The following is a 24,513-nucleotide window of genomic DNA, read 5'->3' on the forward strand; positions in this document are numbered from 1 at the left end:
TGCTGGGGGCTCGCGGCAACAGCGGGGTCATCCTCAGCGAGATGCTCGGCGCCTTCGCCCAGCGCGTCGCCGGCCGGGAGCCGGGGGAGCGCAACGCCACCGTCATGGCCGAGGCGATGACCCGGGCGAGCAAGGCGAGCTACGCCGCCGTGGGCGAACCGGTCGAGGGAACCATCCTCACCGTGGCCCGTGCCGCCGCGGAGGCCGGCGCTACCAGGGCCGACGACCACGACGCCCGCGCTCGGGACGTGATGGCGGCCGCCGCGCAGGCGGCGCGGGAGGCCCTGGCCCGGACCCCCGACCAGCTGCCGACCCTGCGCGAGGCCGGTGTCGTCGACGCCGGCGGTCGCGGTCTCAGCGTGATCCTCGACGCGGCGGAGACCGTCCTCACCGGACGCCGGCCCGTCCCGGTCACGACACCGATCGGTCGCCCGACCATCCCGGTCCCGCACCCGGCCGGGGACCTCACCGAGGACGGGCCGGCCTACGAGGTGATGTACCTGCTCGATGCCGAGGACGACAAGATCCTCGGGCTCAAGAGCGATCTCGCGCCGCTGGGCGACTCGCTCGTGGTGGTGGGCGGCGACGGGCTGTTCAACGTCCACGTGCACGTCGACGACGTCGGCGCCGCGATCGAGGCCGGGATCCGGGCCGGGCGCCCCTACCGGGTCCGGGTCACCCACTTCGCCGAGCAGGTGGCCGAGGCCCGGCAGCAGTCCGTCGAACGACGGGGGCGACGGATCGTCGCGGTCGCCGCCGGACCGGGGCTCGCCGAGCTGTTCGCCGAGGCCGGGGCCGTCGTGGTCGAGGGTGCCCCGGGCCGACGCCCGTCGACCGGCGAGATCCTGGAGGCGATCACCACCTGCGGCGCCGAGGAGGTGGTGGTCCTGCCCAACGACCCCGACTCGATCCGTTCAGCCGAGGTCGCCGCCCGCACCGCCGAGAGCGACGAGAAGCTCACCGTGGCGGTCATCCCGACCCGCGCCCAGGTCCAGGGCCTGGCCGCCCTCGCCGTGCACGAGCCCGGGCGGAGCTTCCAGCAGGACGTGCTGGAGATGACCGCCACCGCGCGCCACGCCCGTCACGGCGCGGTCACCGTCGCCGCACGGCAGGCGATCACCATGGCCGGGCCGTGCGAGCCGGGCGACGTGCTGGGGGTGGTCGAGGGCGACTTCGCGGTGATCGGCGACGACCTGTACGCCGTCGCCGCCGAGGTGCTCGGACGGCTGCTGGGCGGCGGCGGCGACCTGGTCACCCTGGTTACCGGCGACGGGGCGACCGACGACCTGGCCCGACGCTGCACCTCCCACGTCGAGGAGCACCATCCCCACGTCGACGTCGTCGTCTACGACGGTGGCCAGGAGCGCTATCCGCTCCTGCTCTCGGTGGAGTGAGGCCGTTGTCCGCGATCACCCCTGACTCACCGGTGGCGAGCGTCTTCGGCCGCGCCACCAAGAAGCGCGACGCCGTCATCAACGGCCTCGGCATCGAGACCGTCGGCGACCTGCTGTCCCACTTCCCGCGCCGGTACGTCGAGACCTCGGAGCTCTCGGAGCTGGACGCCCCCGTCGAGGGCCAGGTCGTCAGCGTGGTCGGTGAGGTGACCTCCAGCGAGGTCAGGAGCTTCAAGAACCGGCGGACCAACAAGCTCAGCTATCGCGTCGAGGTCCGGATCAAGACCAACGGCCCGGGCTTCACGATGTCGTTCTTCGTGCCCTGGAAGGCGCAGGCCGACAAGGAGCAGCACCGGATGGCCCCGGGCAACCGCGGGATGTTCACCGGGAAGGCCCAGCGGTTCAACCAGGCCTGGCAGATCGCCTCGCCCCACTCGGTCATGTTCACCGGGAACGGCGACGACGACGGACTGGCCGCCAGCCTCAAGGGGCTGCTCCCGATCTACCCCGTCACGGCGACGGTCTACTCCTGGGACGTCCAGAAGGCGGTGCAGCTCGCCCTCGACCTGGTGAGCGACGTACCCGACCTGTTCCCGGAGGAGCTGCGCGAGCGGTACTCCCTGCTCGACGTGTCCACCGCCCTGCGCTGGATCCACGCCCCCGACGACTACCGGCAGGTGGGGGCGGCGCAGAAGCGGTTCCGCTTCGAGGAGGCGCTGGTCACGCAGCTGGTGCTCGCCCGCCGCCGCCGTGAGCTCCGCGAGCAGGGCGGCCAGGCACGGACCGGCGACCAGGGAGGGCTGCTGGCCGCCTTCGACACGCGCCTGCCCTTCGAGCTCACCACCGGCCAGCGGGAGATCGGCGCGGTGATCGAGCAGGAGCTCGCCCGCCCCCACCCCATGAACCGGTTGCTCCAGGGCGAGGTCGGCTCCGGAAAGACGCTGGTCGCCGTCCGGGCGATGCTGCGCACCGTCGACTCGGGTGGCCAGGCCGCGCTGCTCGCCCCGACGGAGGTGCTGGCCCAGCAGCACCACCGGTCGATCACCGCGATGCTCGGAGACCTTGCCGGTGGCGGAATGCTCGGCGGCGCCGCCGAGGCGACGGCCGTGGCGCTCCTCACCGGTTCCATGTCGAAGGCCCAGCGCCAGGAGTCGCTGCTCCGGATCGCCAGCGGCGAGGCCGGTCTGGTGATCGGCACCCACGCCCTGCTCGAGCAGAACGTCAGCTTCGCCGACCTCGGCCTGGTCGTGGTCGACGAGCAGCACCGCTTCGGCGTCGAGCAGCGCGCGGCCCTGACCGACAAGGCCGGATCGCCTCCGCACGTCCTGGTCATGACCGCGACCCCGATCCCGCGGACCGTCGCCATGACCGTCTTCGGCGACCTCGAGATCTCCACGCTCGCCGAGCTGCCGGCCGGCCGCGCCCCCATCCAGACCAACGTCGTGCCGCTCGCCGACCAGCCCCACTGGATCGACCGGGTCTGGGAGCGGGTGCGCGAGGAGGTCGGCAAGGGCCACCAGGTGTACGTCGTCTGCCCCCGGATCACCGGCGACGAGCCGGAGGAGGGGGAGGTCGACCAGCGCGACATCGACGACGAGGGCAACGACACGACGCCGCAGGTCTCGCTGAACGCCGTCGAGGAGCTCCACGCAGAGCTCGGGCGGGGGCCGCTCGCAGGGCTCCGGCTCGGCGTGCTCCACGGGCGACTTCCTCCGGACGAGAAGGACCGGACCATGCGCGCGTTCGCAGCCGGTGACCTCGACGTCCTGGTGTCGACGACCGTGATCGAGGTCGGTGTGGACGTGGCCAACGCAACCGCGATGGTCCTGCTCGACGCCGAGCGGTTCGGCGTCTCGCAGCTCCACCAGCTGAGGGGCCGGGTCGGCCGGGGCGGGCTCCCCGGGTTGTGCCTCCTGGTGACCCGCTCCGAGGCGGGCTCCCCGGCGCGTGAGCGTCTCGACGCCGTGGCGGCGTCCACCGACGGGTTCGAGCTGAGCCGGATCGACCTCGACCAGCGTCGCGAGGGCGACGTCCTGGGCAAGTCGCAGTCGGGCTTCCGCTCCAGCCTGCAGAACCTGCGGGTCCTGCGCGACGAGAAGACGATCGTCACCGCGCGCGAGGCGGCCGAGGCCCTGCTCGATCGGGACCCCGCGCTGGCGCGGGCGCCGCGCCTCGCCGAGGCGGTGGCCCGGATGGAGCAGTCTCGTCAGTCCGGCTTCATGGAGAAGGCGTAGACCGTGACCCCGACAACCGCGGACCCGGAGCGACCATGACCCGGATCATCGGCGGATCCGCCGGCGGGCGCCGCATCAGGACGCCGCGGGGAGACAGCACGCGCCCGACGAGCGACCGGGTGCGTGAGGCGCTGTTCTCCTCGATCGAGGCCTGGTGCGGATCCCTGCACGGACTCCGGTTCCTCGACCTGTACGCCGGCTCCGGCGCGGTCGGGCTCGAGGCCTGGTCGCGGGGGGCGGGGGTGGTCACCCTCGTCGAGCAGGATCGCCGCACGGCGAACCTGATCGTCGGGAACGCCAACGCGATCGGCTTCGGCAGGGCCAACGTGGTCACCGCGTCGGTGGCCGGCGCCCTCCAGCGTCCCCCCGCGGCGCCGTACGACGTCGCCTTCCTCGACCCGCCCTACCCGGTCGACGACGAGACGGTGGCCACCACCCTGCAGGGCCTCGTCGACCACGACTGGCTCGTGCCGGGCGCCCTCGTGGTGGTCGAGCGGTCCTCGCGGAGCCCGGAGCCGGGCTGGCCGGGCGGGTTCACCGACCAGCGCCGCAAGCGCTACGGGGAGACCACCCTTTGGTACGGTCACGCCCCGTCCCCGTCGTCGGGACCCGCCCCCAGCGAGGAGTAGCCCGTGCGCCGAGCCGTCTGCCCCGGATCGTTCGACCCGGTCACCAACGGGCACCTCGACATCGTGGCCCGCGCCTCCCACCTGTTCGACGAGGTGGTGGTCGCGGTGGGCGTCAACAAGTCCAAGAGCCGGCTGTTCACCCCCGACGAGCGGATCGACATGCTGCGCACGGCCTGTGAGCCGTTCGACAACGTGACCGTCGACGGGTTCACCGGGCTGCTCACCGACTTCTGCCGTGACCGTGGCATCCGCACGATCGTCAAGGGACTGCGCGCGGTCAGCGACTTCGACTACGAGCTGCAGATGGCCCAGATGAACGCCTCGCTCGCCGAGGTGGAGACCGTCTTCGTGCCGACCAGCCCGGAGTACTCCTTCCTGGCGTCGAGCCTGGTCAAGGAGGTCGCCACGTTCGGCGGCGACGTCTCGGGGCTGCTACCCGCCTTCGTCCACGACCGGTTGGTGCGCCGGCTGGCCGAGCGCGACCCGGCCGGGAGCTGAGCCGGTTGCCCTTTTGCCGTGCCGGTGCCGCGGCGGTTACGATTCCCGGACAGTTCTGTCGTGTGCCCGGACCCGGAAAGTGATCTCCTCAAGCAGCCTGGACCCGAGAGCGCCGCTCGTGCTCGACATTCGCGAGCTCGGCCGCCGCCCGGGGTCCCAGCGCAAGGTGACCCGAACGGTTCCGGCTCCGTCAGGGCTGGGTATCGAAGTCCTTCGTGTCCCCGAAGGTTCGCCGGTCGAGATCGACCTGCGTCTGGAGGCGGTCATGGAGGGGGTGCTGGTCACGGGCTCGGCGGCAGTCGGGCTCGACGGTGAGTGCGTGCGGTGCCTGGAGCGGATCTCCGACGAGGTCGAGGTCAGTTTCCAGGAGCTGTTCGTCTACCACGACCAGGGCTCACACCGGGGCGGTGACGCAACACCAGCCGACCAGGAGGACGACGAGACCAGCCGGCTCGAGGGCGACCTGCTCGACCTCGAGCCCCTGCTGCGGGACGCGGTGGTGCTCGCACTGCCGTTCCAGCCGCTGTGCGAGGACGATTGTCCCGGACTGTGCACCGAGTGCGGTGCGCGTCTGGCCGACGACCCGGACCACGCCCACGAGGCTGCGATCGATCCGCGGTGGGGGAGGCTGCAGGAGCTTCAGCAGGGCGAGGAATGATTCGAGGCCGAGAACCGGCCCTAGGTAGTAGGAGAGAACAGTGGCTGTCCCGAAGCGGAAGATGTCGCGGAGCAACACGCGTCACCGTCGCTCGCAGTGGAAGGCCGTCGCGCCCTCCCTGGTGACGTGCGCCAACCCCGCCTGCGGGGCCAAGCACCTGCCGCACCGCGCGTGCGCGGAGTGTGGCCAGTACGGCGCCCGGTCCGGCCGTCGCCAGGTCCTCTGAGCCCGCGACCAGCGGGGTCGACGGTGTGACCGGGTACGAGGAGCTCCGGGCGGCGCTCGGGAACCCGACGCTGGAACCCGAGCTGCTCGAGCGAGCCCTCACCCATCGTTCGTTCGCCTACGAGAACGGCGGGCTGCCGACCAACGAGCGGCTGGAGTTCCTCGGCGACGCCGTCCTCGGCGTGGTCGTGACCGAGACGCTCTACCTGACCCACCCCGACCTCTCCGAAGGTCGGCTGGCCAAGCTGCGGGCCGCCGTCGTCAACGCCCGGGCGCTGGCCGAGGTCGGCCGGGAGATCGGCCTCGGCGAGTACGTCAAGCTCGGCCGCGGCGAGCAGGTGACCGGTGGCCGCGGCAAGGCATCGATCCTCTCCGACACCCTCGAGGCCGTGCTCGGGGCGGTCCACCTCAGCGGCGGGTTCGAGGTGTCCTCGCAGGTCGTCCACCGGCTGTTCGACCCGCTGATCAAGGCGGCCAGCGCTCTCGGCGCCGGCCTGGACTGGAAGACCTCGCTGCAGGAGCTCTCCGCCGAGCACGCGCTCGGCGTGCCGGAGTACGTCATCGCCGACGAGGGCCCCGACCACATGAAGACCTTCACCGCCCAGGTCCGGGTGGGCGAGGAGCTCTACGGCAACGGTGTGGGCCGGTCGAAGAAGGAGGCCGAGCAGGCCGCCGCGGAGACGGCGTACGGCGAGATCGCAGCCCGCCTCGGCGTCGAGGACCCCGCCGTGCGAGCCGCCACGGCCGCCGCCAACGACTGACCTTCCCGACGTAGCCGTGCCCGAGCTCCCCGAGGTCGAGGTCGTCCGCTCGGGACTCGCGCGCCACGTGCTCGGCCGGTCCATCACCCGGGTCGAGGTTCTCCATCCGCGCCCCGTCCGTCGCGACCCGCGGGGACCGGAGGGCTTCGCCCTGGCCCTGACCGGCCGCCGTATCGAGGCCGCGCGGCGGCGTGGGAAGTACCTCTGGCTGCCCCTCGACAACGGTGACGCCCTGCTCGGGCACCTCGGCATGAGCGGGCAGCTGCTGGTGCAGCCGCCCGGAGCCCCCGACGACCGGCACCTGCGGGTGCGCCTGGTGCTGGACGAGGGGCTGGAGCTGCGTTTCGCCGACCAGCGCATGTTCGGCGGACTGTCGGTGTCGCCCGGCGGCGCCGAGCTGCCCCCCGAGATCGCGCACATCGCGCTCGACCCGCTCGACCCGCTGTTCGACGAGGACGCGATCGTGCAGCGGGTGCGTCGTCGTACCGCCGGGGTGAAGCGCTTGCTGCTCGACCAGACGCTCGTGTCGGGGGTCGGCAACATCTACGCCGACGAGTCGCTGTGGCGCGCCTGCATCCACGGCGACCGTCCCGGCGACCGGCTGACCCGCCCACGGATCCGCCTGCTGCTCGGGCACGCCCGGGCGGTGATGACCGACGCGCTGGGGGAGGGCGGCACGTCCTTCGACGCGCTCTACGTCAACGTCAACGGCGAGTCGGGGTACTTCGACCGCTCACTCGCCGTCTACGGCCGTGAGGGCCAGCCGTGCGCGCGCTGCGGCACCGCGATCCGCCGCGTCGCGTTCATGAACAGGTCGTCGTACTTCTGCCCGCGCTGCCAGCCGCAGCCTCGCCGGCGGAGGGCAGGACCCGGGATTGACCATGTCTCGTCTCGGTGAGACTCTTGTAGACGGCCCCAACACCGGGGGCTCCCATTCCACAGGGAAGGCTCATCCATGGCCAAGGCGCTGATCGGTTACATGAACAGCGACCTGCGGATCCCCGCCCGACTGACAGCCGAGAACACCCGGCTGCGCACCAGGGTGGCCGAGCTCGAGGCACTGGTGCTTCGCCTCTCGCAGGAGAACGACGCACTCGCGGCTGCCCACGCGGACGCACTTCTCGATCTCGGGTCCGAGACAATGCAGGAGATGCAGCCCGTCTGAGCGACGGACCTGCGCGGACGGCGTGACCCCAGTCATGTCGTCTCGTTGGGACGTGCATGCGCAGACTCATCACGCTCACGGCCGGCCTGACCCTCGGCGCCGGCCTGGCCATCGCCCCCATCCTTGCCGGTCCCGCCTCCGCCCACGGCGACAAGGGCGCCGACCTGCGCGAGGCGCGGACCTCCCTGCTCGCGAGCGGTGAGGACACGGCGTTGCGCAGCGGCAACGTGCAGCACCTCGCCAACAAGCCGGGAACGGCCGGGATCTCGGGGTGCTTCACCAAGACCGCCCCGCTGTTCGTGACCAGCGGGCTCGAGTCGGTCCAGGTGTGGAACGTCAAGGACGCCACCGACCCCACCCGGGTCGGAGTGCTCCAGAACGCGGTCTTCGAGAACGAGGCGATGAACTGCGGCGAGCGCCGCACCGAGGACGGCACGCGGAGGTTCGCGCTGATCGGCGTCGACCTGTACCAGGCGTCGGCCGCGGACCCCCAGCACTTCAACGCGGGGGGCAACGAGGTGGTCGTGGTCGACGTGACCGACCCCACGGCGCCCGAGATCGTGGGCCGCGCGCCGGCGCAGACCAGCACCCACACGGTCGCGTGCGTGGACGACTACAACTGCCGCTACGCCTACTCCGCGGGCGACAGCGGCTCCGGCACCTTCTCGATCATCGACCTGCGCAACATCGAGAAGCCCCGGGAGGTCGACAGCAACCCTGACAAGGCGGGTGTGCAGGCCTTCCGGTCGCCGACGGCCGGCCACAAGTGGAACTTCGACAATGCCGGGATCGGCACCCACACCGGGTGGGACGGCTCCTCGATGTGGAACGTCGACCGACCGCGGCACCCCCGGCTCCTCGCCACCACCGGCAAGGCCGGCGGGGCGGGTGACGCGGCCGGCGCCAAGGGGTACAACGACTTCATCCACCACAACTCGTTCCGGCCCAACGCGAAGGCCTTCCGGGCCCACAGCCGGCCCTCCCTCGCCAACGGAAACGTGCTGCTGGTGACCGAGGAGGACTACGAGCAGACCGACTGCGCCAAGGCCGGGTCGTTCCAGACGTGGCACATCAGGAGCCTCAACGGCGGCCGCGGCGGCATCGTGCCGCTCGACAAGGTCGAGCTCGCGGACCTCGGCAACTTCCCGAGCCCGCGGGGGGCCTTCTGCTCCGCGCACTGGTTCGACTACCGACCAGGCGGGATCGTGGCGATCGGCTACTACGGCGGCGGGACCCAGTTCATCGACGTACGCCACCCCCGGGCCCTGAAGTCGCACGGCTACGCCCACTGGGGCATCTCCGAGGTGTGGGACGCCATGTGGGTCCCGGTCTACGACCGCCGGGGGAACCAGACGGGCGCCAGCAGCAACGTCGTGCTCGCGGTGGACCTGGCCCGCGGCCTCGACGTCTACTCCGTCGACGTCCCCGGAGACGGTCGCGGCTCGAACCCGTACCCGTCCGCCGTAACCGACCGTTCGGTGGTCGGCCGGATCTCGAACGGCGCGGTTCCGATCGGGCTGGTCGGGGCTGCGCTGGCGCTCGGAGCCGCCCTTCACCGGCGGTCGCGCCGGCAGACCTGACCCGGCGCCAGGCGGGTACTAGACCGAAAGCCCGATGGTGCGGGCACCACCGCGCGCGAGACGGTGGCGTTCTCGGCAACGGAACGGACCCCGCCCATGCTCAGGTTTGCGCTCATGCTCGTGGCACTGATGATCGCCGCCACGCCTGCTGCGCTCGGGGTGCTCCGGAACGCCTCGTTCACCCCTGAGACACCGGTGCGGATCGTGGAGCACCGCAGCAGCTCGACAGCCCCGGAGCCGAAGCACCCAGGGCCCGGAGTCGATGACCGGACCACGGGCGACGAAGATCGCGATTCCCGGCACGCGGAGCGCCGACAGGCGCACAATGTGGGGGATGACCGACCACCCCACTGTTCGTGACCGAGCCACCAAGGCGGCCGAAGCGCCGTCCTGGGTCCAGGTCTCCTATGGCGCGCCCCCGCGCGACCGCGGGCCGGAGCGCACCGGCAAGGTGCTCGGATGGGTGTCGGTCGCCGCCCTGGTCGCCCTGGTCGCCGTGGCCATCGGGGGCACCTTCGCCGCCCGGGACCTCGCCGAGAAGGAGGCGGTCAACGACGCAGTCTCCACCAGCGAGGTCCTCGCGAAGTCCGTCATCACCCCCGAACTGGAGGACAGCCTGCTGGAGGGAGACCCCAAGGCGATCGCCAAGCTGGACCGCGTGGTGGGCAACACCGACGCCGGCGTCGGCGGCTTCGCGGAGACGACCGGGATCGTGCGGGTCAAGATCTGGACGGCCGACGGGCTCATCGTCTACTCCGACGAGCACAGGCTGATCGGCAAGACGTTCGCGCTCGGCGAGGAGGAGCGCGAGGTGCTCGACAAGCCCATGACCCGCGCCGACATCTCCGACCTGGGTGAACCCGAGAACAAGTTCGAGCGGCGCCACGGCAGGATGCTCGAGGTCTACGGGCCGGTGTTGACGCCCAACGACACGCCGCTGCTGTTCGAGACCTATCGGCCCTACGACGTCGTCCAGGACCGCTCGGCACTGCTGTGGCGAGGCTTCGCGGGGGTCACCATCTCCAGCCTGCTGTTCTTCACCGTGCTGCTCCTGCCGATCGTGTGGCGGCTCCTCGACCGGCTCAGGCGCTCCCAGCGCCAGCGCGAGGAGCTGCTCGAGCGCGCCGTCGACGCCTCGATCGAGGAGCGGCGCAGGATCGCCGGCACCCTGCACGACGGGGTGGTCCAGGAGCTGGCCGCCACCTCCTTCACGGTGGCGGGCGCCGCCGCGCGCGCCGAGGCGCACCAGGACCCCGGCCTCGCCGCCGACCTGCACGGGGTCGCCGCGACCCTGCGCTCCAGCATCGGTGGCCTGAGGTCGCTGCTGGTCGACATCTTTCCCGCCAACCTGCGCACGGGCGGCCTCGCCGATGCGCTGGCCGACCTTGCAGCACCTCTCCGCTCGCGAGGCATCGACGTCACGCTCGACCTGGACCAGAGCGAGATCGACCTCGACCCGGAGGTCGAGCGCCTGGTCTTCCGGATCACCCAGGAGTGCCTGCACAATGTGCGGCGGCACTCCGGGGCGCAGAGCGTTCGGATCGCCTGGCGCGAGCAGGGTGAGGAGATGGTCCTGGACGTCGTCGACGACGGACGCGGGTTCGACCCCGCAGACGTGCTCGCCAAGCCGCGCGAGGGCCACTTCGGGGTGCGGGTGCTCGCCGACGTCGCCTCGGCCGCGGGAGCCGACCTCTCGGTCGCCACGGCACCCGGTGCCGGGTGCCACTGGCGGCTCCGGGTGCCGCGCCGGTGATCGGCGTACTGCTGGTCGACGACCACCCCCTGGTGAGGGCAGGCCTCGCCGGGCTGATCGGCTCGACCACCGAGGACATCAGCGTGGTCGGCGAGGCCGGCGGCGGCGAGGAGGCCATCCGTCTCGCCTCGGAGCTGCAGCCCGACGTCGTGCTGATGGACCTGTCCATGCCCGGGCCCGACGGCATCGAGTCCACCCGGCGACTCTTCGCCGGCGGGTACGACGGCGCCGTCGTCGTCCTGACCTCCTTCAAGGAGACCGACCGGGTCTCCGAGGCCCTCGGAGCCGGTGCGATCGGCTACCTGCTCAAGGACAGCGAGCCGGGCGACGTGCTGGCCGCGATCCGCGCCGCCGCCGCAGGCCATGCACCTCTCGACCCGCGGATCGCCCGCGCGCTGCTGCCCGACCGGGCCCCGGCCCCAGGGGCGGGGCTGAGCGCCCGCGAGCTGCAGGTGCTCCGGCTGGTGGCACGGGGCCTGGCCAACAAGCAGATCGCCCGGCGGCTCGAGATCAGCGAGCGGACCGTCAAGGTCCACCTCGGCAACGTGTTCCGGAGGATCGGCGTGACCGACCGCACCAGCGCGGCAATCTGGGCCCGCGACCACCTTCCGGCCGAGGACGCCTGAATCCTGCGGAGCCGGCTGCGGCGGAGGCCGGGGCGGCAATGCGGAGGGCCGCCGTGCGGCCGTAGGGATTCGATCCCGGCGAGGAGAACGACCCACGACACCCGGGACGGGGGGACGGGGTGGGGCGCCCCGGGTGTCGTGCGGGTCGACTGCCGATGCGACGGAAGTCCAACCTGCGAGTGAACTCCCGCCCGATCGGTAGCTGTTGTGACAATCGTCGTCGCCGCCCGGTAGGTAGCGCTATCGGGCTTTGGTACTAGTACGAAAGTTGACCCGCCCTTAACGCGTTGAGCGTTGTGGTGCTGGGGACTAGCGTCTGCGGACTGTGAGCCGTCTCGTCGAAACCGTCGTCCCGGCTCGTCTCGGCACGGGGTTCCGGTGGCTGCTGGCCTCGTCCTGGGTGAGCAACCTGAGCGACGGGCTGGCGATCGCGGCCGGACCGCTGCTGGTCGCCTCCCTGACCCACGATCCGTTCCTGATCGCACTCGCGGCCACCGTGCAGTGGCTCCCGCCGCTGGCCTTCGGGCTGTACGCCGGGGTGTTGGCCGATCGTCTCGACCGCAGGCGGCTCGTGATGGTCGGCAACCTCCTCCGGGTTGTCGTGCTGGTCGTCCTGAGCGCCGCCGTCGTCACCGGTCCTGCCTCCATCCCCGTCGTGCTGGCCATGCTCTTCCTGCTCGGTCTCGCCGAGGTGCTGACCGACAACACGGCGGCGACGCTGCTGCCGATGCTCGTGCACCGGCATGACCTGGGTGCCGCGAACTCCCGCCTGATGACCGGGTTCATCACCGTCAACCAGCTGGCCGGTCCTCCGATCGGTGCGGCGCTGTTCGTGGTCGGCTCGGTCTGGCCGTTCGTGACGCAGGCCGTGCTGGTCGGTCTGGCGGCGGTCCTGGTCTCGCGCATCGTCCTCCCCGCCCAGACCGAGGAGGAGGAGCCGCGCGGCCACCTGCGGCGCGACATCGTCGAGGGGTTCCGGTGGACGATCCACCATGCCGCGGTCCGGACCCTGGTGCTGACCATCTTCACGTTCAACATCACCTTCGGGGCCGCCTGGTCGGTCCTGGTGCTGTACGCCACCCAGCGACTGGGTCTCGGCGAGGTCGGCTTCGGCCTGCTCACCACGATCTCGGCGATCGGTGGCCTGCTGGGCACCCTGTCCTACGGATGGATCACCCGGCGCCTGAGCCTGGGGAACATCATGCGGGTCGGCCTCGTCATCGAGACGCTCACCCACCTGATCCTCGCTGTGGTCACGACGGCCTGGATCGCGATGGTGGTCTTCTTCGTGTTCGGCGCCCACGCATTCATCTGGGGGACGACCTCCCAGACGGTCCGGCAACGCGCCGTACCGTCCCGGCTGCAGGGCCGGGTCGGCAGCGTCAACCTCGTGGGTGTGTTCGGAGGCATGGTCATCGGCTCCGGGATCGGCGGCCTGCTCGCGCGGCAGTGGGGGGTCACGGCACCGTTCTGGTTCGCGTTCGCCGGATCGGCGATCTTCGTCGTCCTCATCTGGGGGCAGCTGACCCACATCGCGCACGCGGACGAGGAGACCCCGGCAGAAGTGTGAAGATGTGGGCGTGGACGCAGCTGCTCTGGTCGACCTCCTGCCCGACGGCGTCGTGACGACCGATCCCGAGGCGATCGAGAAGTACCGCTTCGACTGGTCCCGCGACTCCACCGCCGGCACCCCGCTCGCGGTCGTCCGCGCCGAGAACACCGACCAGGTCCAGACCGCCGTCCGGTGGGCCGCGGAGCACCGGCTGCCGGTGGTCCCGCGCGGCGCCGGGAGCGGGCTGTCCGGAGGGTCGAGCGCGATCGACGGCGGACTCGTGCTCAGCCTCGAGCGGATGCGGGCCATCGAGATCGACACCGACTGCCGGGTCGCCGTGGTGGAGCCGGGCGCGTTCAACGCCGAGGTGAAGGCGGCGGCTGCCGAGCACGGCCTCTGGTACCCGCCCGACCCGTCGTCGTACGAGATCTGCTCGATCGGCGGCAACGTCGCCACCAACGCCGGCGGCCTGTGCTGCGTGAAGTACGGCGTGACCACCGACTACGTCCTCGGCCTCGACGTGGTCCTCGCCGACGGCACGCTGGTCAGCCTCGGTGGCAAGCGGATCAAGGACGTGGCCGGCCTGTCCCTGCTCAAGCTGTTCGTCGGCAGCGAGGGCACGCTCGGCATCGTCACCCGGGCGATCCTGCGGCTGGTGCCGAAGCAGGCCGAGCGGTCGACGCTCGTGGCGTCCTTCGCGGACGTCGACGCCGCGGCCCGCGCGGTCGTCGAGGTCGGTCGGTCGATCCGTCCTTCCATGATGGAGCTGATGGACCACGCCTCGATCAACGCGGTCGAGGACTTCCGCCAGATGGGCCTGGACCGTGACGCCGGGGCGCTGCTCGTGGCCCAGTCGGACGCCCCTGGCGCCGCCCGCGAGCTCGAGGTCGCCGTGATGCAGGAGGCCTGTCAGGCGGCGGGCGCCACCGAGGTGTTCGTCACCGCCGACGCCGAGGAGGGGGAGATGTTCGTCGAGGCGAGGAGGGCGGCGTTCCCGGCGATCGAGCAGCGAGGGTCCCTGCTGCTCGAGGACGTCGGCGCCCCGATCCCGCTGCTGCCGGAGCTCCTCGCGGCGATCACGACGATCGCGGACAAGTACGACATCGAGATCCCCGTCGTGGCGCACGCCGGCGACGGCAACACCCACCCGATCATCGTCTACGACGCCTCGGAACCCGCCTCCGAGCAGCGCGCCCGCGAGGCCTTCGACGAGGTGATGCACGCCGCGATCGCACTCGGCGGCACGATCACCGGTGAGCACGGTGTCGGCCGGGCCAAGAAGAGTGCCCTGCCCGACCAGCTCGGTCCCGAGGTGATGGCGCTCACCCGGCGGGTCAAGGACGCCCTCGACCCGGACGGAATCCTCAATCCCGGCGCGATCCTCTAGCGTCGGGCCCATGATCCACGAACGCCAGCTCTTCGGCCCCGGCCCGTCCAACCCCTACCCCGAGGCCACCGCCGCGCTCGGGGCACCGCTGCTCGGCCACCTGGACCCGCTCTTCATCGACCTGATGGACGAGACGTCCGACATGCTGCGGCAGGTGTGGGGGACGAGCAACGCCCGCACGCTGCCCATCTCGGCCACGGGATCGGCGGGCATGGAGGCCGCGTTCGTCAACACGGTCCACCCCGGCGACGTCGTCGTCGTCGCGGTCAACGGGCTCTTCGGGCAGCGGATGTGCGACGTGGCCGCCCGGTGCGGCGCCGAGGTGGTCCCGGTCGAGCACGAGTGGGGTCACCCGGTCGACGTGGAGCGGGTGCTCGCGGCCCACCCATCGCCGGCGATCATCGCGGCCGTGCACGCCGAGACCTCGACCGGAGTGCGCTCCGACATCGCCGCGCTCGGTGCCGCCAAGGGTGACGCCCTGCTGCTCGTGGACGCGGTGACCAGCATCGGCGGCATCGAGCTGCGCGCCGACGACTGGGGGATCGACGTCGGCTACGCCGGCACCCAGAAGTGCCTGGGCGTCGCCCCGGGGCTCGCGCCGTTCACGATCAACGACCGCGCGTTCGCCCGCCGGGTCGACAAGCCGCGGTCGTGGTACCTCGACCTCGGCCTGCTCGGCGGGTACGTCGGCGAGGCCAGCTCGAAGTCGGGTGGCCGGACCTACCACCACACCGCCCCGGTGGCCATGGTGGCGAGCCTGCACGGTGGGCTGCGGCGGATCCTCGACGAGGGGCTCGAGGAGGTGTGGGCGCGCCACGAGGAGGCGGGCCGCCTCCTCCAGGACGGCCTCGAGGAGATGGGCCTCGAACTGTTCGCCGCGAAGGGCCACCGGCTGCCGGAGCTGACCACCGTGAAGGTGCCGGAGGGGGCCGACTCGGCCGCCGTGCGGCGCTACCTCCTCGAGCGGCACGACATCGAGATCGGGGCCGGTGCCGGCGAGTTCGCGAGCACCGTGTGGCGGATCGGGCTGATGGGCCACAACGCCCGCCCGGACGCCGTACTCCTCGTCCTCGCGGCCCTCGAGGATGCGCTCGCCCACGCCTGAGCCGGGCCGCGCGCGGAGCGCGTGGTCCGCTGGCGAAGGGATTGAGCAAGCGTCGCGGCTGAGCCTGCGAGGACGCGGCAGCGTGTCGAAATCCACGACCCACCTACCCGGAACCGGGGAGTCCGGCAGGTAGGGTGAGCCGCGCTGAGCTTCCCCCGCGCCTTCAGCGACCGTTCGCCTTGGTGAGGAGCCCCGCGTTGTACCTGAAGAGCCTGACCCTGAAGGGGTTCAAGTCCTTCGCCTCCTCGACCACCCTCCAGCTCGAGCCGGGCATCACCTGCGTCGTCGGACCGAACGGCTCCGGCAAGTCCAACGTCGTGGACGCGCTCGCCTGGGTCATGGGCGAGCAGGGCGCCAAGTCGCTGCGCGGCGGCAAGATGGAGGACGTCATCTTCGCCGGCACTCCCGGGCGGCCGCCGCTGGGTCGCGCCGAGGTGCTGCTGACGATCGACAACACCGACGGTGCGCTGCCCATCGAGTACTCCGAGGTCACGATCAGCCGGACCATGTTCCGCAGCGGCGGGTCCGAGTACGCCATCAACGGCCATCCGTGCCGCCTGCTCGACGTCCAGGAGCTGTTGAGCGACTCCGGCATCGGCCGTGAGATGCACGTGATCGTCGGCCAGGGCCAGCTCGACGGGATCCTGCACGCCACCCCCGAGGACCGGCGCGGCTTCATCGAGGAGGCCGCCGGGGTCCTCAAGCACCGCAAGCGCAAGGAGAAGGCGCTCCGCAAGCTCGACGCCACCGACGGCAACCTCAACCGCCTGGGCGACCTCCTCGGCGAGATCCGGCGCCAGCTGAAGCCACTGGGCCGCCAGGCCGAGGTGGCCCGCCGTGCAGCCGGGGTCCAGGCCGACGTCCGCGACGCCCGGGCGCGGCTGATGGCCGACGACCTGGTCATCGCCCGCACGGCACTCGAGCAGGAGCTGGCCGACGAGTCGGTCCTGGTCGAGCGGCGCGCGGAGGTGGAGGCGGCGATCGCCCGCTCCCGGGAGGCCGAGGCCACGCTCGAGGCCGGGCTCCGGGAGGACCTGCCGGCCCTCGCCGACGCCCAGGAGACCTGGTTCGCCCTCAGCGGGCTGCGCGAGCGGCTCCGCGGCACCCAGTCCCTCGCCGCCGAACGCGTCCGCAACGCCGGCTCCGTCGAGGAGCCGGTCGACTCGGGCCGCGACCCCGACCAGCTGGAGGCCGAGGCGGCGCGGGTCGCCGAGCAGGAGCGGGCCATCGGGGCCGAGGTCGAGCAGCAGCGGACCGCCCTCGAGACCGCGGTCACCGCGCGTCGGGCCGCCGAGGACGCCGCGGCCGAGGAGGAGCGCCGGATCGCCGGCCTGCACCGCGCGGCGGCCGACCGACGCGAGGGCCTGGCCCGGTTGCACGGCCAGGTCAACGCGCTCAGGTCACGTGCCGCTGCGGCCGACGACGAGCTCGCCCGCCTGGGGCAGGCCCGTGAGGACGCCCAGGCCCGCGCGGAGCGGGCCCAGCGCGACTTCACCAGCCTCGAGACCAAGGTCGCCGGCCTCGACGCCGGCGAGGAGGGGCTCGACGCGGAGCACGAGGCGGCCACCGGCACGCTCGGAGACATCGAGGAGAGGCTGGCCAAGGCGCGCGAGGAGGCTCAGCAGGCCGATCGTGACCGCGCGTCGCTGCTCGCACGCCGCGACGCCCTCCAGATGGGCCTCACCCGCCGCGACGGCGCCTCGGCGCTGCTCGCCGCCTCCGACTCCGTCTCCGGCCTGCTCGGCTCCGTGGCGGCGCTGCTGTCGGTGCGTTCCGGGTACGAGACCGCCGTGGCCGGGGCCCTGGGCTCCGCCGCCGACGCGGTCGCCGTCCGCGACGCCGATGCCGCCGTCGAGGCCCTCGGACACCTCAAGACCGACGACCTCGGCCGGGCCGGCCTGCTGCTCGGTGGGGGAGCGGCCGGAGACCCGGAGATCAACCAGGACTGGCCCGGGCTCCCGCGCGAGGCGACGTACGCCGTCGACGTGGTGGACTGCCCGGCCGACCTGCGTGGTGCCCTCAACCGGCTCCTGTTCAAGGTGGCGGTCGTCGACGACCTCGCCAGCGCCCGTCGCCTGGTCACCGAGCTGCCCGACCTGACGGCCGTCACCCGCGACGGCGACGTCTTCGGAAGCCACTTCGCGTCGGGCGGCTCGTCGAGCCAGCCCAGCCTGATCGAGATCCAGGCCGCCGTCGACGAGGCGGAGACCCAGCTGGCGGAGGCGACGGCCAGCTCGGAGCGACTGGCCTTCGACATGTCCCGTCTCGAGGCGGAGCGGCTGGAGGCCCAGAAGCGCGTCGACGTCGCCCTGGCCCGCCTGCACGAGTCCGACGCGACCCTCGCGGCGGTCGCGGAGGAGCTCGGCCAGTACGGCTCGCAGGCGCGGGCCGCCCGCGCCGAGGCAGAGCGGGTGACCGCCGCCATCGCCCGCGCCGAGGAGGCACGCGACCAGGACCTGGCCGGTCTCGCCGAGCTCGAGGCCCGGCTGGCGACCGCCGACGAGGCCACCGACGAGGAGCCGGACACCAGCGAACGCGAGCGGCTGGTCGACGCGGCGCGCACGTCACGACAGGCCGAGATGGACGCCCGGCTGGCGGTGCGGACGTCCGAGGAGCGCGCGCGGGCCCTCCACGGCCGGGCCGACTCGCTGCGCCGGTCGGCGCAGGCCGAACGGGACGCCCGCGCCCGCGCGGCCGAGCGGCGGGAGCGACTGGTCCGCGAGGGCCGGGCGGCCGAGGCCGTCGGGGTCGCCGTCGCCGTGGTGCTGCACCGGCTGGAGGGCTCGGTGCGCCGGGCGGCGCAGGCGCGCGCGGAGCTGGAGGAGGCCCGGCGGGGGCGGGAGCAGGAGCTCATGTCGGTCCGCGCCACCCTGCGTGACCTGGACAAGGAGCACGACGAGCTCGTCAACTCGGTCCACCGCGACGAGATGGCACGCACGCAGCAGCGGATGCGCATCGAGCAGCTCGAGGAGCGTGCGCTCGAGGAGCTCGGGCTGGATGCCGACGCGCTCGTCGCCGACTACGGCCCCGACCAGCTGGTGCCACAGAGCCCGGTCGACGACGCCGAGGAGGCTCCCGAACCGGTCCCGTTCGTCCGGGAGGAGCAGCAGAAGCGGCTGCGCAGCGCCGAGCGCGCGCTGTCGATGCTCGGGCGGGTCAACCCGCTGGCGCTGGAGGAGTTCACGGCGATGGAGGAGCGGCACAAGTTCCTCACCGAGCAGCTCGAGGACCTCAAGCGCACCCGCAAGGACCTGCTCGACATCGTCCGCGAGGTCGACGCGCGGGTCGAGGAGGTGTTCACGACGGCGTACGCCGACGTCAGCCGCGCCTTCGACGCCACGTTCGCGCGCCTGTTCCCGGGCGGCGAGGGACGCCTGGTGCTGACCAACCCCGACGACATGCTCGCCACCGGGGTCGAGGTCGAGGCACGCCCGCCCGGGAAGAAGATCAAGCGGCTCTCGCTCCTCTCCGGCGGTGAGCGGTCGCTGGTCGCCGTGGCCTTCCTCGTGGCGCTCTTCAAGGCGCGACCCTCGCCGTTCTACATCCTCGACGAGGTGGAGGCCGCCCTCGACGACACCAACCTCGGCCGGCTGCTGGAGATCTACGAGGAGCTCCGGGAGAACTCCCAGCTGCTGGTGATCACCCACCAGAAGCGCACCATGGAGGTCGCCGACGCTCTCTACGGCGTGACCATGCGCGGCGACGGTGTCACGACGGTGATCAGCCAGCGGCTGCGTGAGGCCGAGCCTGCCTGAGCGCCCGGGTGGGGCTTGGCTAGGGTTTGGTGGGCACCGAGGGGCGTCCGCCCGACCCCCTGCTCGCGGGGTGTCCACGGCCGGGCCGGCTGGCCGACCGGGAAGCGACGAGGCAGCGACGGCAGGAGACGCGACGTGGCACCAACCGCTGCTGGTCGACTCGGCCGAAGGCTGAGGAACCGGCTGGCCCGCCGTCGCGGCGGCGCACCCGTCCCCGCCGCGCGCCCGGCAGGCACACCGCGCGAGGTCGTGGTGGAGCAGACCCATGTCGGCCCCGTGATGGACGAGGTCGTGGCCCGCACGAGGCGCCGCATGAAGCCGGCGGGCCTGGACGCCGACTACGACCTCGCCTACGAGCACTTCGACGTCCTGCACTTCCTGCTGCAGGCACGGCACATGCAGTCCTCCGACTCCGTGGACCCGCTCGAGGTCTTCCTCGGCAACGGGGCGCGCGCCAAGGCGAGCCCGGAGATCAACTTCAACATGTCGGCCTACCTCGCGCGGTACCCCGACAAGGCGGACGACTCCGGGCGCAGCCCCTACCTCGACTGGCTCGAGCGGGGGAGAGCCGCCGGCGAGATCGCCGATCCCGCGCCGGGACTGGACAAGATGGCCCCCGTCCTCGGACTGGAACCCGAGGAGCTGGCGGCCGAGCTCGCCGGGACCCGTCTGGACCTGCAGGAGCGGCTGCGGAGCGGCCGGCTCGGAGAGATGTTCGCGCGTGCCACCGAGGTCGAGCCGCTGATCGGCGACGTCTGGACCGCGACGACCACCCCCCAGATCCCGCCGCTCGTCTGGCCGGCGGCCGTCGACCAGGTCGCGGCGATGTACGCGTGCCAGCAGGCGGCCGGGTTCGACCGGGCGCGCATCCTCCTGGTCATCTCCGACCCGCGCTGGGGCGGGGGACGCAGGATCGAGGGGCACATCGCCCACGCCCTGTCGACCGGCATCGACCCGCGCGAGATCGTCGTCATCTACACCGACACCGGCGGAACCGCGCCCTCCGGGCGCTACCCGTCCGGCGTCCGCGAGCTCGACCTGGCCGGCGTCGTCGCCGGGATGGATCGCGCGGCCAGCCACCGGCTGCTCGTCGAGCTGATCCGTTCCTTCCGTGCCGACGCGGTCGTCAACATCAACGCCCGCCTGCTCTACGAGGCCTTCGAGTCCTACGGCAAGGCGCTGGCCGCCTCCGAACGGCTGTTCATCATCCAGTTCTGCAACGAGCAGCTCGCGCAGGGCAACTGGGTCGGGCTCCCGTTGCGCTTCTTCTACCGCTACTACGACCTCGTGGACGGCGTGATCACCGACAGCGAGTACCTCGCGCAGTGGCACCGCGACCGGCACCAGCTCGCGGCAGGACCCGACGACCGGATCCACGTGCTCCGGGCACCTGTGGACGGGTCGGTGCCCCTGGCCGGTCCCCCCGATCCGGACCGGACGCGCCGACCCCAGGTGTTCTGGGCCGGCAGGTGGGACCGCCAGAAGCGGATCGACGTCGCCCTCGAGGTCGCCCGACGGATGCCGGAGGTGGATCTGCGCATGTGGGGCGAGTCGGTCCTGACCCGTGGTCACGTCGCGGAGGCCCCCCAGAACGTCCGGCTGGAGGGTGCCTACGCCCACATCTCCGAGCTGGAGCTCGGCGACGCCGACGTGTGGCTGTACACCTCGGCGTGGGACGGCGTTCCCAGCCAGCTGCTGGAGGTCGCCATGACCGGCGTTCCGATCGTCGGGAGCCTGGTCGGCGGGACGGGCGAGGTGCTCGATCCGGACGGGTCCTGGCCGGTGGCGCAGGTCGAGGACCCGGATGCGTACGTCAGCGCGATCCGTGACGTCCTGGCCGACCCGGTCGAGGCCCGCCGACGCTCCGCGGCGCTGCGGGAGCAGCTGCTCCGGGAGAGGTCGGAGGAGGCCTTCGCCGAGCACGTGATCGAGCTCCTCCTCGCCCCGGACAGGACTGACGATGAGCACTGACCTGACCCTCGTCGTCACCGCCCACGACGAGACGGCGGTCTGCGGGCCGACCATGCGGTCCGCAGACCTCGCGGTCGAGGCCGCCCGTGACCGTGGCTACGTCGTCCAGACCATCATCGGGCTCGATGCGGCGACCGAGCCCACGACGGCGTACTTCCACCAGGCGCGTTTCGACCACTGGGAGCGGCGCATCCTGCACGAGGGCGACCTCGGCAAGGTCCGCAACGCGCTGCTCCCCGAGACCGAGGGCCGCTACGTCGCCTTCCTGGACGCCGACGACCTGTTCAGCGAGAACTGGCTGGCCGACGCCGTCGCCGCCCTGGACGCGGCGGCCGAGCGGGGCGAGCGCGCGGTCGCGCACCCCGAGCTCAACGTCGTCTTCGACGGGGACCGCGCCATCCACCTCGGCATCGAGCCGGGGTCCCCGCTGTTCACCCCCCACTACCTCTACTTCCGCCACTACTACGACTCGTTGTGCCTGGCGCCGCGCGAGGCACACCTGGAGGTCCCCTACGTGACCCGGGACGTCCCCAACGGGCTGTCCTTCCAGGACTTCCAGTTCACGATCGAGACGCTCGCCTCCGGATGGCGGCACGTCGTGGTCAAGGACACGATCATCTTCAAGCGGCGCCGGGACTTCTCCCTGGTGACCGAGAGCACCTCACGCAAGTCCGTCGTCCGCTCGCTGCCGCCGATGGCCATCGACCGGATCCGTGACCTCGGCACCTTCACCTGAGGACGCGCGCTCCTGCGCGGCCGCGTCAGCGCCCCTGCGCCTCCCGCTCGGCCAGCGCCCGCAACGGAGCGTGCATCTGCTCCGGGAGCTCCAGCAGCGCGAGGAAGTGGTCCAGCCGGGCGGGGTCGAGGAACTGCTCTGACGTCGTGTTGCGGGTCTTCCTCGGACGTGCGAACAGCTGCCCGCTCGCGTCGCCCAGCATTTCGCGGGCGACCCGGCGGTTCGACTCCTCCCACCGGTCCATGAACTCGTCCAGGAGCGAGGAGGTCATGGTCAGCGTCGGTCCGTCGCACACCTCGGCGAGCCGCAGGACCAGCGGGTGGTTGCCGGGCACCAGGGCGGCCAGCTCCTCGTGCTCGCGCCGCAGGAGGTTGAGGATGCGCAGGAACTCCACGGACTCGGCATCCAGGCTCTCGTTCGCGATCTCGACCGGCTCCAGGTCATCGGCGCACACGTCGACGCCCGCCGCGTCGAGGAAGTCCTGGTAGAGCGACCCGTCGACGAAGCTCCCGGGCTCGAAGCGGCGGACCACCAGCTCGTCGGGGTCGAGCAGGAGCTGCCAGGTCCGGAGCCTCGCGTGGTAGTCGTAGGTGTTCGCGCCCTGGCGATCCGCCCAACCGGTGTCCGCCGTGCCGGCGGCCGGCGTGGGCCCGGCCAGCCGCCTGGTCTCCCCGGTCTTCACCACCTGCTGGTAGCGGCTCACCAGGTGGTCGTCCTGGCGACGCAGGTAGACGACCAGCCGCAGGCTCGCGGCGATGCGGTCGGTCAGTCCGCGGATTCGTTGCAGCCCGGCATCCGGGGCGCCGAAGAGCGCCTCGTCGGAGAGCAGGACACGGGACAGCCCCGACTCGCCGATCTCCCGGGCGAGGCGGCGCGGGAAGGACCTGCGGAACTTCTCGGGCGAGGTCAGCCCCAGGCGGCGCCAGCTCGGCATGGTGGGCAGCTTGTCGTCGGACTGCGCGTAGAGGCTCAGGCGCAGGTGCCGTGAACGGACCGGGCTCCGCGGGTAGAGCAGCCCGGCCTCGGCGAGAAGGGCGCGGTTCCGGTGCATGAACCTCTGGACGGAGGTCGTGCCGGTCTTTCCCATCCCGATGTGCAGCACCAGGTCGACTGGGCTGCCGGAAGCGGCGGGAGTCGGCATGCGCGCGGCTTTCGTCGGATGGTGGACAGCAGGTCGGCCGTGGCCCCGGTCATCCTCCCACGCGGCCCGTCCGCCCCGACGCCCGCCGGCGCGCCGGTTCTCGCGCGGTCTCGCGACCCGTCAGTGCCGAAGGGCCTCCCGTTCCACGAGCGCCCGGAGGGGAGCATGGATCTGCTCCGGGAGCTCCAGCAGCCCGAGGTAGTGGTCGAGGCGGGCGGGGTCGAGCCGCTGCAGCGTCGTGGTGCCCTCAGCCCTTCGGGACGTGGTGAACAGCCGTCCCTCCGGTTCACCCAGCAGGTCGCGGGCCACGGCGGCGTTGGAGTCCGCCCACCGCGCCATGAACCGGTCCAGCTCGGGTTCGGGGAGCGTCAGGGTCGGCCCGGTCCCCGACTCCGCGAGGACGGGGACCAGGGTGCGGTTGTCGGGGACGCCGTCCGCGCCGTGCTCCTTGCGGTAGAGGTTGAGCAACCTCAGCAGCTCCACCGACTCGGCGTCGAGGCTCTCGTTGCGGTTGCGTGGCGGCAGGTCGTCGGTGGGGATGCCGAGTCCGGCCGCCTCCACGAAGTCGTCGTAGAGCGAGCCGTTGCGGAAGCGACCGGGCTCGAAGCGGCGGACCACCAGCTCGTCGGGCTCCACGATGCGCAGCCACGTGAGCAATCGGTGGTGGTAGTCGTACGTCGGCGACAGGTCCCGTTCGGCCACCCTGGCCGCGAGGGTGCGGGTCGCCCGCACCTTGACCACCTGCTGGTAGTGGCTCACCAGCAGGTCGTCCTGCCGGCGCAGGTAGCACACCAGGCGCACCTCGGAGGCGTGCTCGTCGGCAAACCGCCGCAGGCGTTCGAGGGACGGCTCCGACGCGGCGTAGAGGGCCTCGTCGGAGATCAGGACGCGCCGGAGACCCGTGCGGTCGATCTCCTCGAGCAGCCGGCGGGGGACCTCCCGACGCAGGTGCGCGACGTCGTCGTACGGGCGGCTGCCGGGACGGCGGTCGCCGATGGCGTCGGCGAGCTCGTCGTCGGGCCGGATCCAGAGCCCGAACTGGGCGTGCCGGGTGCGGCCGATGGAGCGCGGGTAGAGCCAGCCACGATCCGCCAGGCGTGCTCGGTTGCGGTCCAGGAAGGCCTGGAGCGAGGTCGTCCCGGTCTTTCCCATGCCGATGTGGAGCGTGAGCGCGACCCCGGAACGGGCGGAGGTGGGTTCGGCCGTGGAGCCGGGGTCGTGGTCGATGGTGCCCGTCCTCTCTCGCCTCGGCCCCGGGTGAGGGCGGCCAGGATCCGAGTGTGCCACGCGGCTGATCTCCCGGCTGGTCGACCGGTGGGCACGGCGTCTCGGCCGACCGGCGG

Annotated in this window: 20 protein-coding genes; 18 read left to right on the forward strand and 2 right to left on the reverse strand. The window is 72.1% G+C overall.

Going from position 1 to position 24,513, the window contains the following annotated elements; all coding sequences use genetic code 11:
- The 18 genes from VFN12_RS14420 to VFN12_RS14505 form a co-directional block, all read left to right on the forward strand.
- The coding region (locus VFN12_RS14420) for a DAK2 domain-containing protein (protein ID WP_325119424.1) at window positions 1-1,394 on the forward strand (1,394 nt) is incomplete at its 5' end.
- Window positions 1,391-3,628, forward strand: a complete 2,238-nt coding sequence (locus VFN12_RS14425) for an ATP-dependent DNA helicase RecG (RefSeq protein WP_325119425.1) — start codon at window positions 1,391-1,393, stop codon at window positions 3,626-3,628. The genes VFN12_RS14420 and VFN12_RS14425, both read left to right, overlap by 4 nt.
- Before the next feature lie 35 nt (window positions 3,629-3,663).
- Window positions 3,664-4,257, forward strand: coding sequence for a 16S rRNA (guanine(966)-N(2))-methyltransferase RsmD (gene rsmD / locus VFN12_RS14430; protein WP_325119426.1), 594 nt, complete (start codon window positions 3,664-3,666; stop codon window positions 4,255-4,257).
- Between the two features lie 3 nt (window positions 4,258-4,260).
- Entirely contained in the window at window positions 4,261-4,755 is a 495-nt protein-coding gene (coaD, locus tag VFN12_RS14435; RefSeq protein WP_325119427.1) for a pantetheine-phosphate adenylyltransferase, read from the forward strand.
- Between the two features lie 118 nt (window positions 4,756-4,873).
- Window positions 4,874-5,413, forward strand: coding sequence for a DUF177 domain-containing protein (locus VFN12_RS14440; RefSeq protein WP_325119428.1), 540 nt, complete (start codon window positions 4,874-4,876; stop codon window positions 5,411-5,413).
- A 40-nt stretch (window positions 5,414-5,453) separates the two neighbouring features.
- The gene (gene rpmF / locus VFN12_RS14445; RefSeq protein ID WP_325119430.1) at window positions 5,454-5,639 is read left to right on the forward strand and encodes a 50S ribosomal protein L32; all 186 of its coding nucleotides are present in this window, start codon (window positions 5,454-5,456) and stop codon (window positions 5,637-5,639) included.
- Between the two features lie 25 nt (window positions 5,640-5,664).
- Window positions 5,665-6,399: a ribonuclease III gene (gene rnc, locus VFN12_RS14450; RefSeq protein WP_325119431.1), complete on the forward strand. Its 735-nt coding sequence runs from the start codon at window positions 5,665-5,667 to the stop codon at window positions 6,397-6,399.
- Between the two features lie 16 nt (window positions 6,400-6,415).
- Entirely contained in the window at window positions 6,416-7,297 is an 882-nt protein-coding gene (gene mutM / locus VFN12_RS14455; RefSeq protein WP_325119432.1) for a bifunctional DNA-formamidopyrimidine glycosylase/DNA-(apurinic or apyrimidinic site) lyase, read from the forward strand.
- Window positions 7,298-7,354: 57 nt separating this feature from the next.
- The gene (locus VFN12_RS14460; protein ID WP_325119433.1) at window positions 7,355-7,564 is read left to right on the forward strand and encodes a hypothetical protein; all 210 of its coding nucleotides are present in this window, start codon (window positions 7,355-7,357) and stop codon (window positions 7,562-7,564) included.
- Between the two features lie 56 nt (window positions 7,565-7,620).
- The gene (locus VFN12_RS14465) at window positions 7,621-9,144 is read left to right on the forward strand and encodes a hypothetical protein (protein WP_325119434.1); all 1,524 of its coding nucleotides are present in this window, start codon (window positions 7,621-7,623) and stop codon (window positions 9,142-9,144) included.
- Window positions 9,145-9,478: 334 nt separating this feature from the next.
- Window positions 9,479-10,897, forward strand: coding sequence for a sensor histidine kinase (locus VFN12_RS14470; protein WP_325119435.1), 1,419 nt, complete (start codon window positions 9,479-9,481; stop codon window positions 10,895-10,897).
- The gene (locus tag VFN12_RS14475) at window positions 10,864-11,523 is read left to right on the forward strand and encodes a response regulator transcription factor (RefSeq protein ID WP_325119436.1); all 660 of its coding nucleotides are present in this window, start codon (window positions 10,864-10,866) and stop codon (window positions 11,521-11,523) included. The genes VFN12_RS14470 and VFN12_RS14475 overlap by 34 nt, the downstream gene beginning before the upstream one ends.
- A gap of 325 nt (window positions 11,524-11,848) precedes the next feature.
- The gene (locus VFN12_RS14480; protein ID WP_325119437.1) at window positions 11,849-13,093 is read left to right on the forward strand and encodes an MFS transporter; all 1,245 of its coding nucleotides are present in this window, start codon (window positions 11,849-11,851) and stop codon (window positions 13,091-13,093) included.
- A 10-nt stretch (window positions 13,094-13,103) separates the two neighbouring features.
- Window positions 13,104-14,462, forward strand: a complete 1,359-nt coding sequence (locus tag VFN12_RS14485) for an FAD-binding oxidoreductase (protein ID WP_325119438.1) — start codon at window positions 13,104-13,106, stop codon at window positions 14,460-14,462.
- 10 nt (window positions 14,463-14,472) lie between these two features.
- Window positions 14,473-15,567 carry an alanine--glyoxylate aminotransferase family protein gene (locus VFN12_RS14490; protein WP_325119439.1) on the forward strand — a complete coding sequence of 365 codons (1,095 nt, stop codon included), beginning with the start codon at window positions 14,473-14,475 and terminating at the stop codon, window positions 15,565-15,567.
- Between the two features lie 197 nt (window positions 15,568-15,764).
- Complete coding sequence (gene smc / locus VFN12_RS14495; protein ID WP_325119440.1) at window positions 15,765-19,322, forward strand: chromosome segregation protein SMC; 3,558 nt, start codon at window positions 15,765-15,767, stop codon at window positions 19,320-19,322.
- 252 nt (window positions 19,323-19,574) lie between these two features.
- Complete coding sequence (locus VFN12_RS14500; protein ID WP_325119441.1) at window positions 19,575-21,293, forward strand: glycosyltransferase family 4 protein; 1,719 nt, start codon at window positions 19,575-19,577, stop codon at window positions 21,291-21,293.
- The gene (locus tag VFN12_RS14505; protein ID WP_325119442.1) at window positions 21,283-22,029 is read left to right on the forward strand and encodes a glycosyltransferase family A protein; all 747 of its coding nucleotides are present in this window, start codon (window positions 21,283-21,285) and stop codon (window positions 22,027-22,029) included. The genes VFN12_RS14500 and VFN12_RS14505 overlap by 11 nt, the downstream gene beginning before the upstream one ends.
- A gap of 25 nt (window positions 22,030-22,054) precedes the next feature.
- Here VFN12_RS14505 and VFN12_RS14510 read toward each other — a convergent pair whose 3' ends face one another.
- Entirely contained in the window at window positions 22,055-23,170 is a 1,116-nt protein-coding gene (locus VFN12_RS14510) for a hypothetical protein (protein WP_325119443.1), read from the reverse strand.
- A 120-nt stretch (window positions 23,171-23,290) separates the two neighbouring features.
- A complete protein-coding gene (locus VFN12_RS14515; protein ID WP_325119444.1) occupies window positions 23,291-24,322 on the reverse strand; it encodes a hypothetical protein in 1,032 nt (343 codons plus the stop codon).
- Window positions 24,323-24,513: the final 191 nt, after the last annotated feature.

The organism is Nocardioides sp. (genome assembly GCF_035703625.1).
Taxonomy (GTDB): Bacteria; Actinomycetota; Actinomycetes; order Propionibacteriales; family Nocardioidaceae; genus Nocardioides.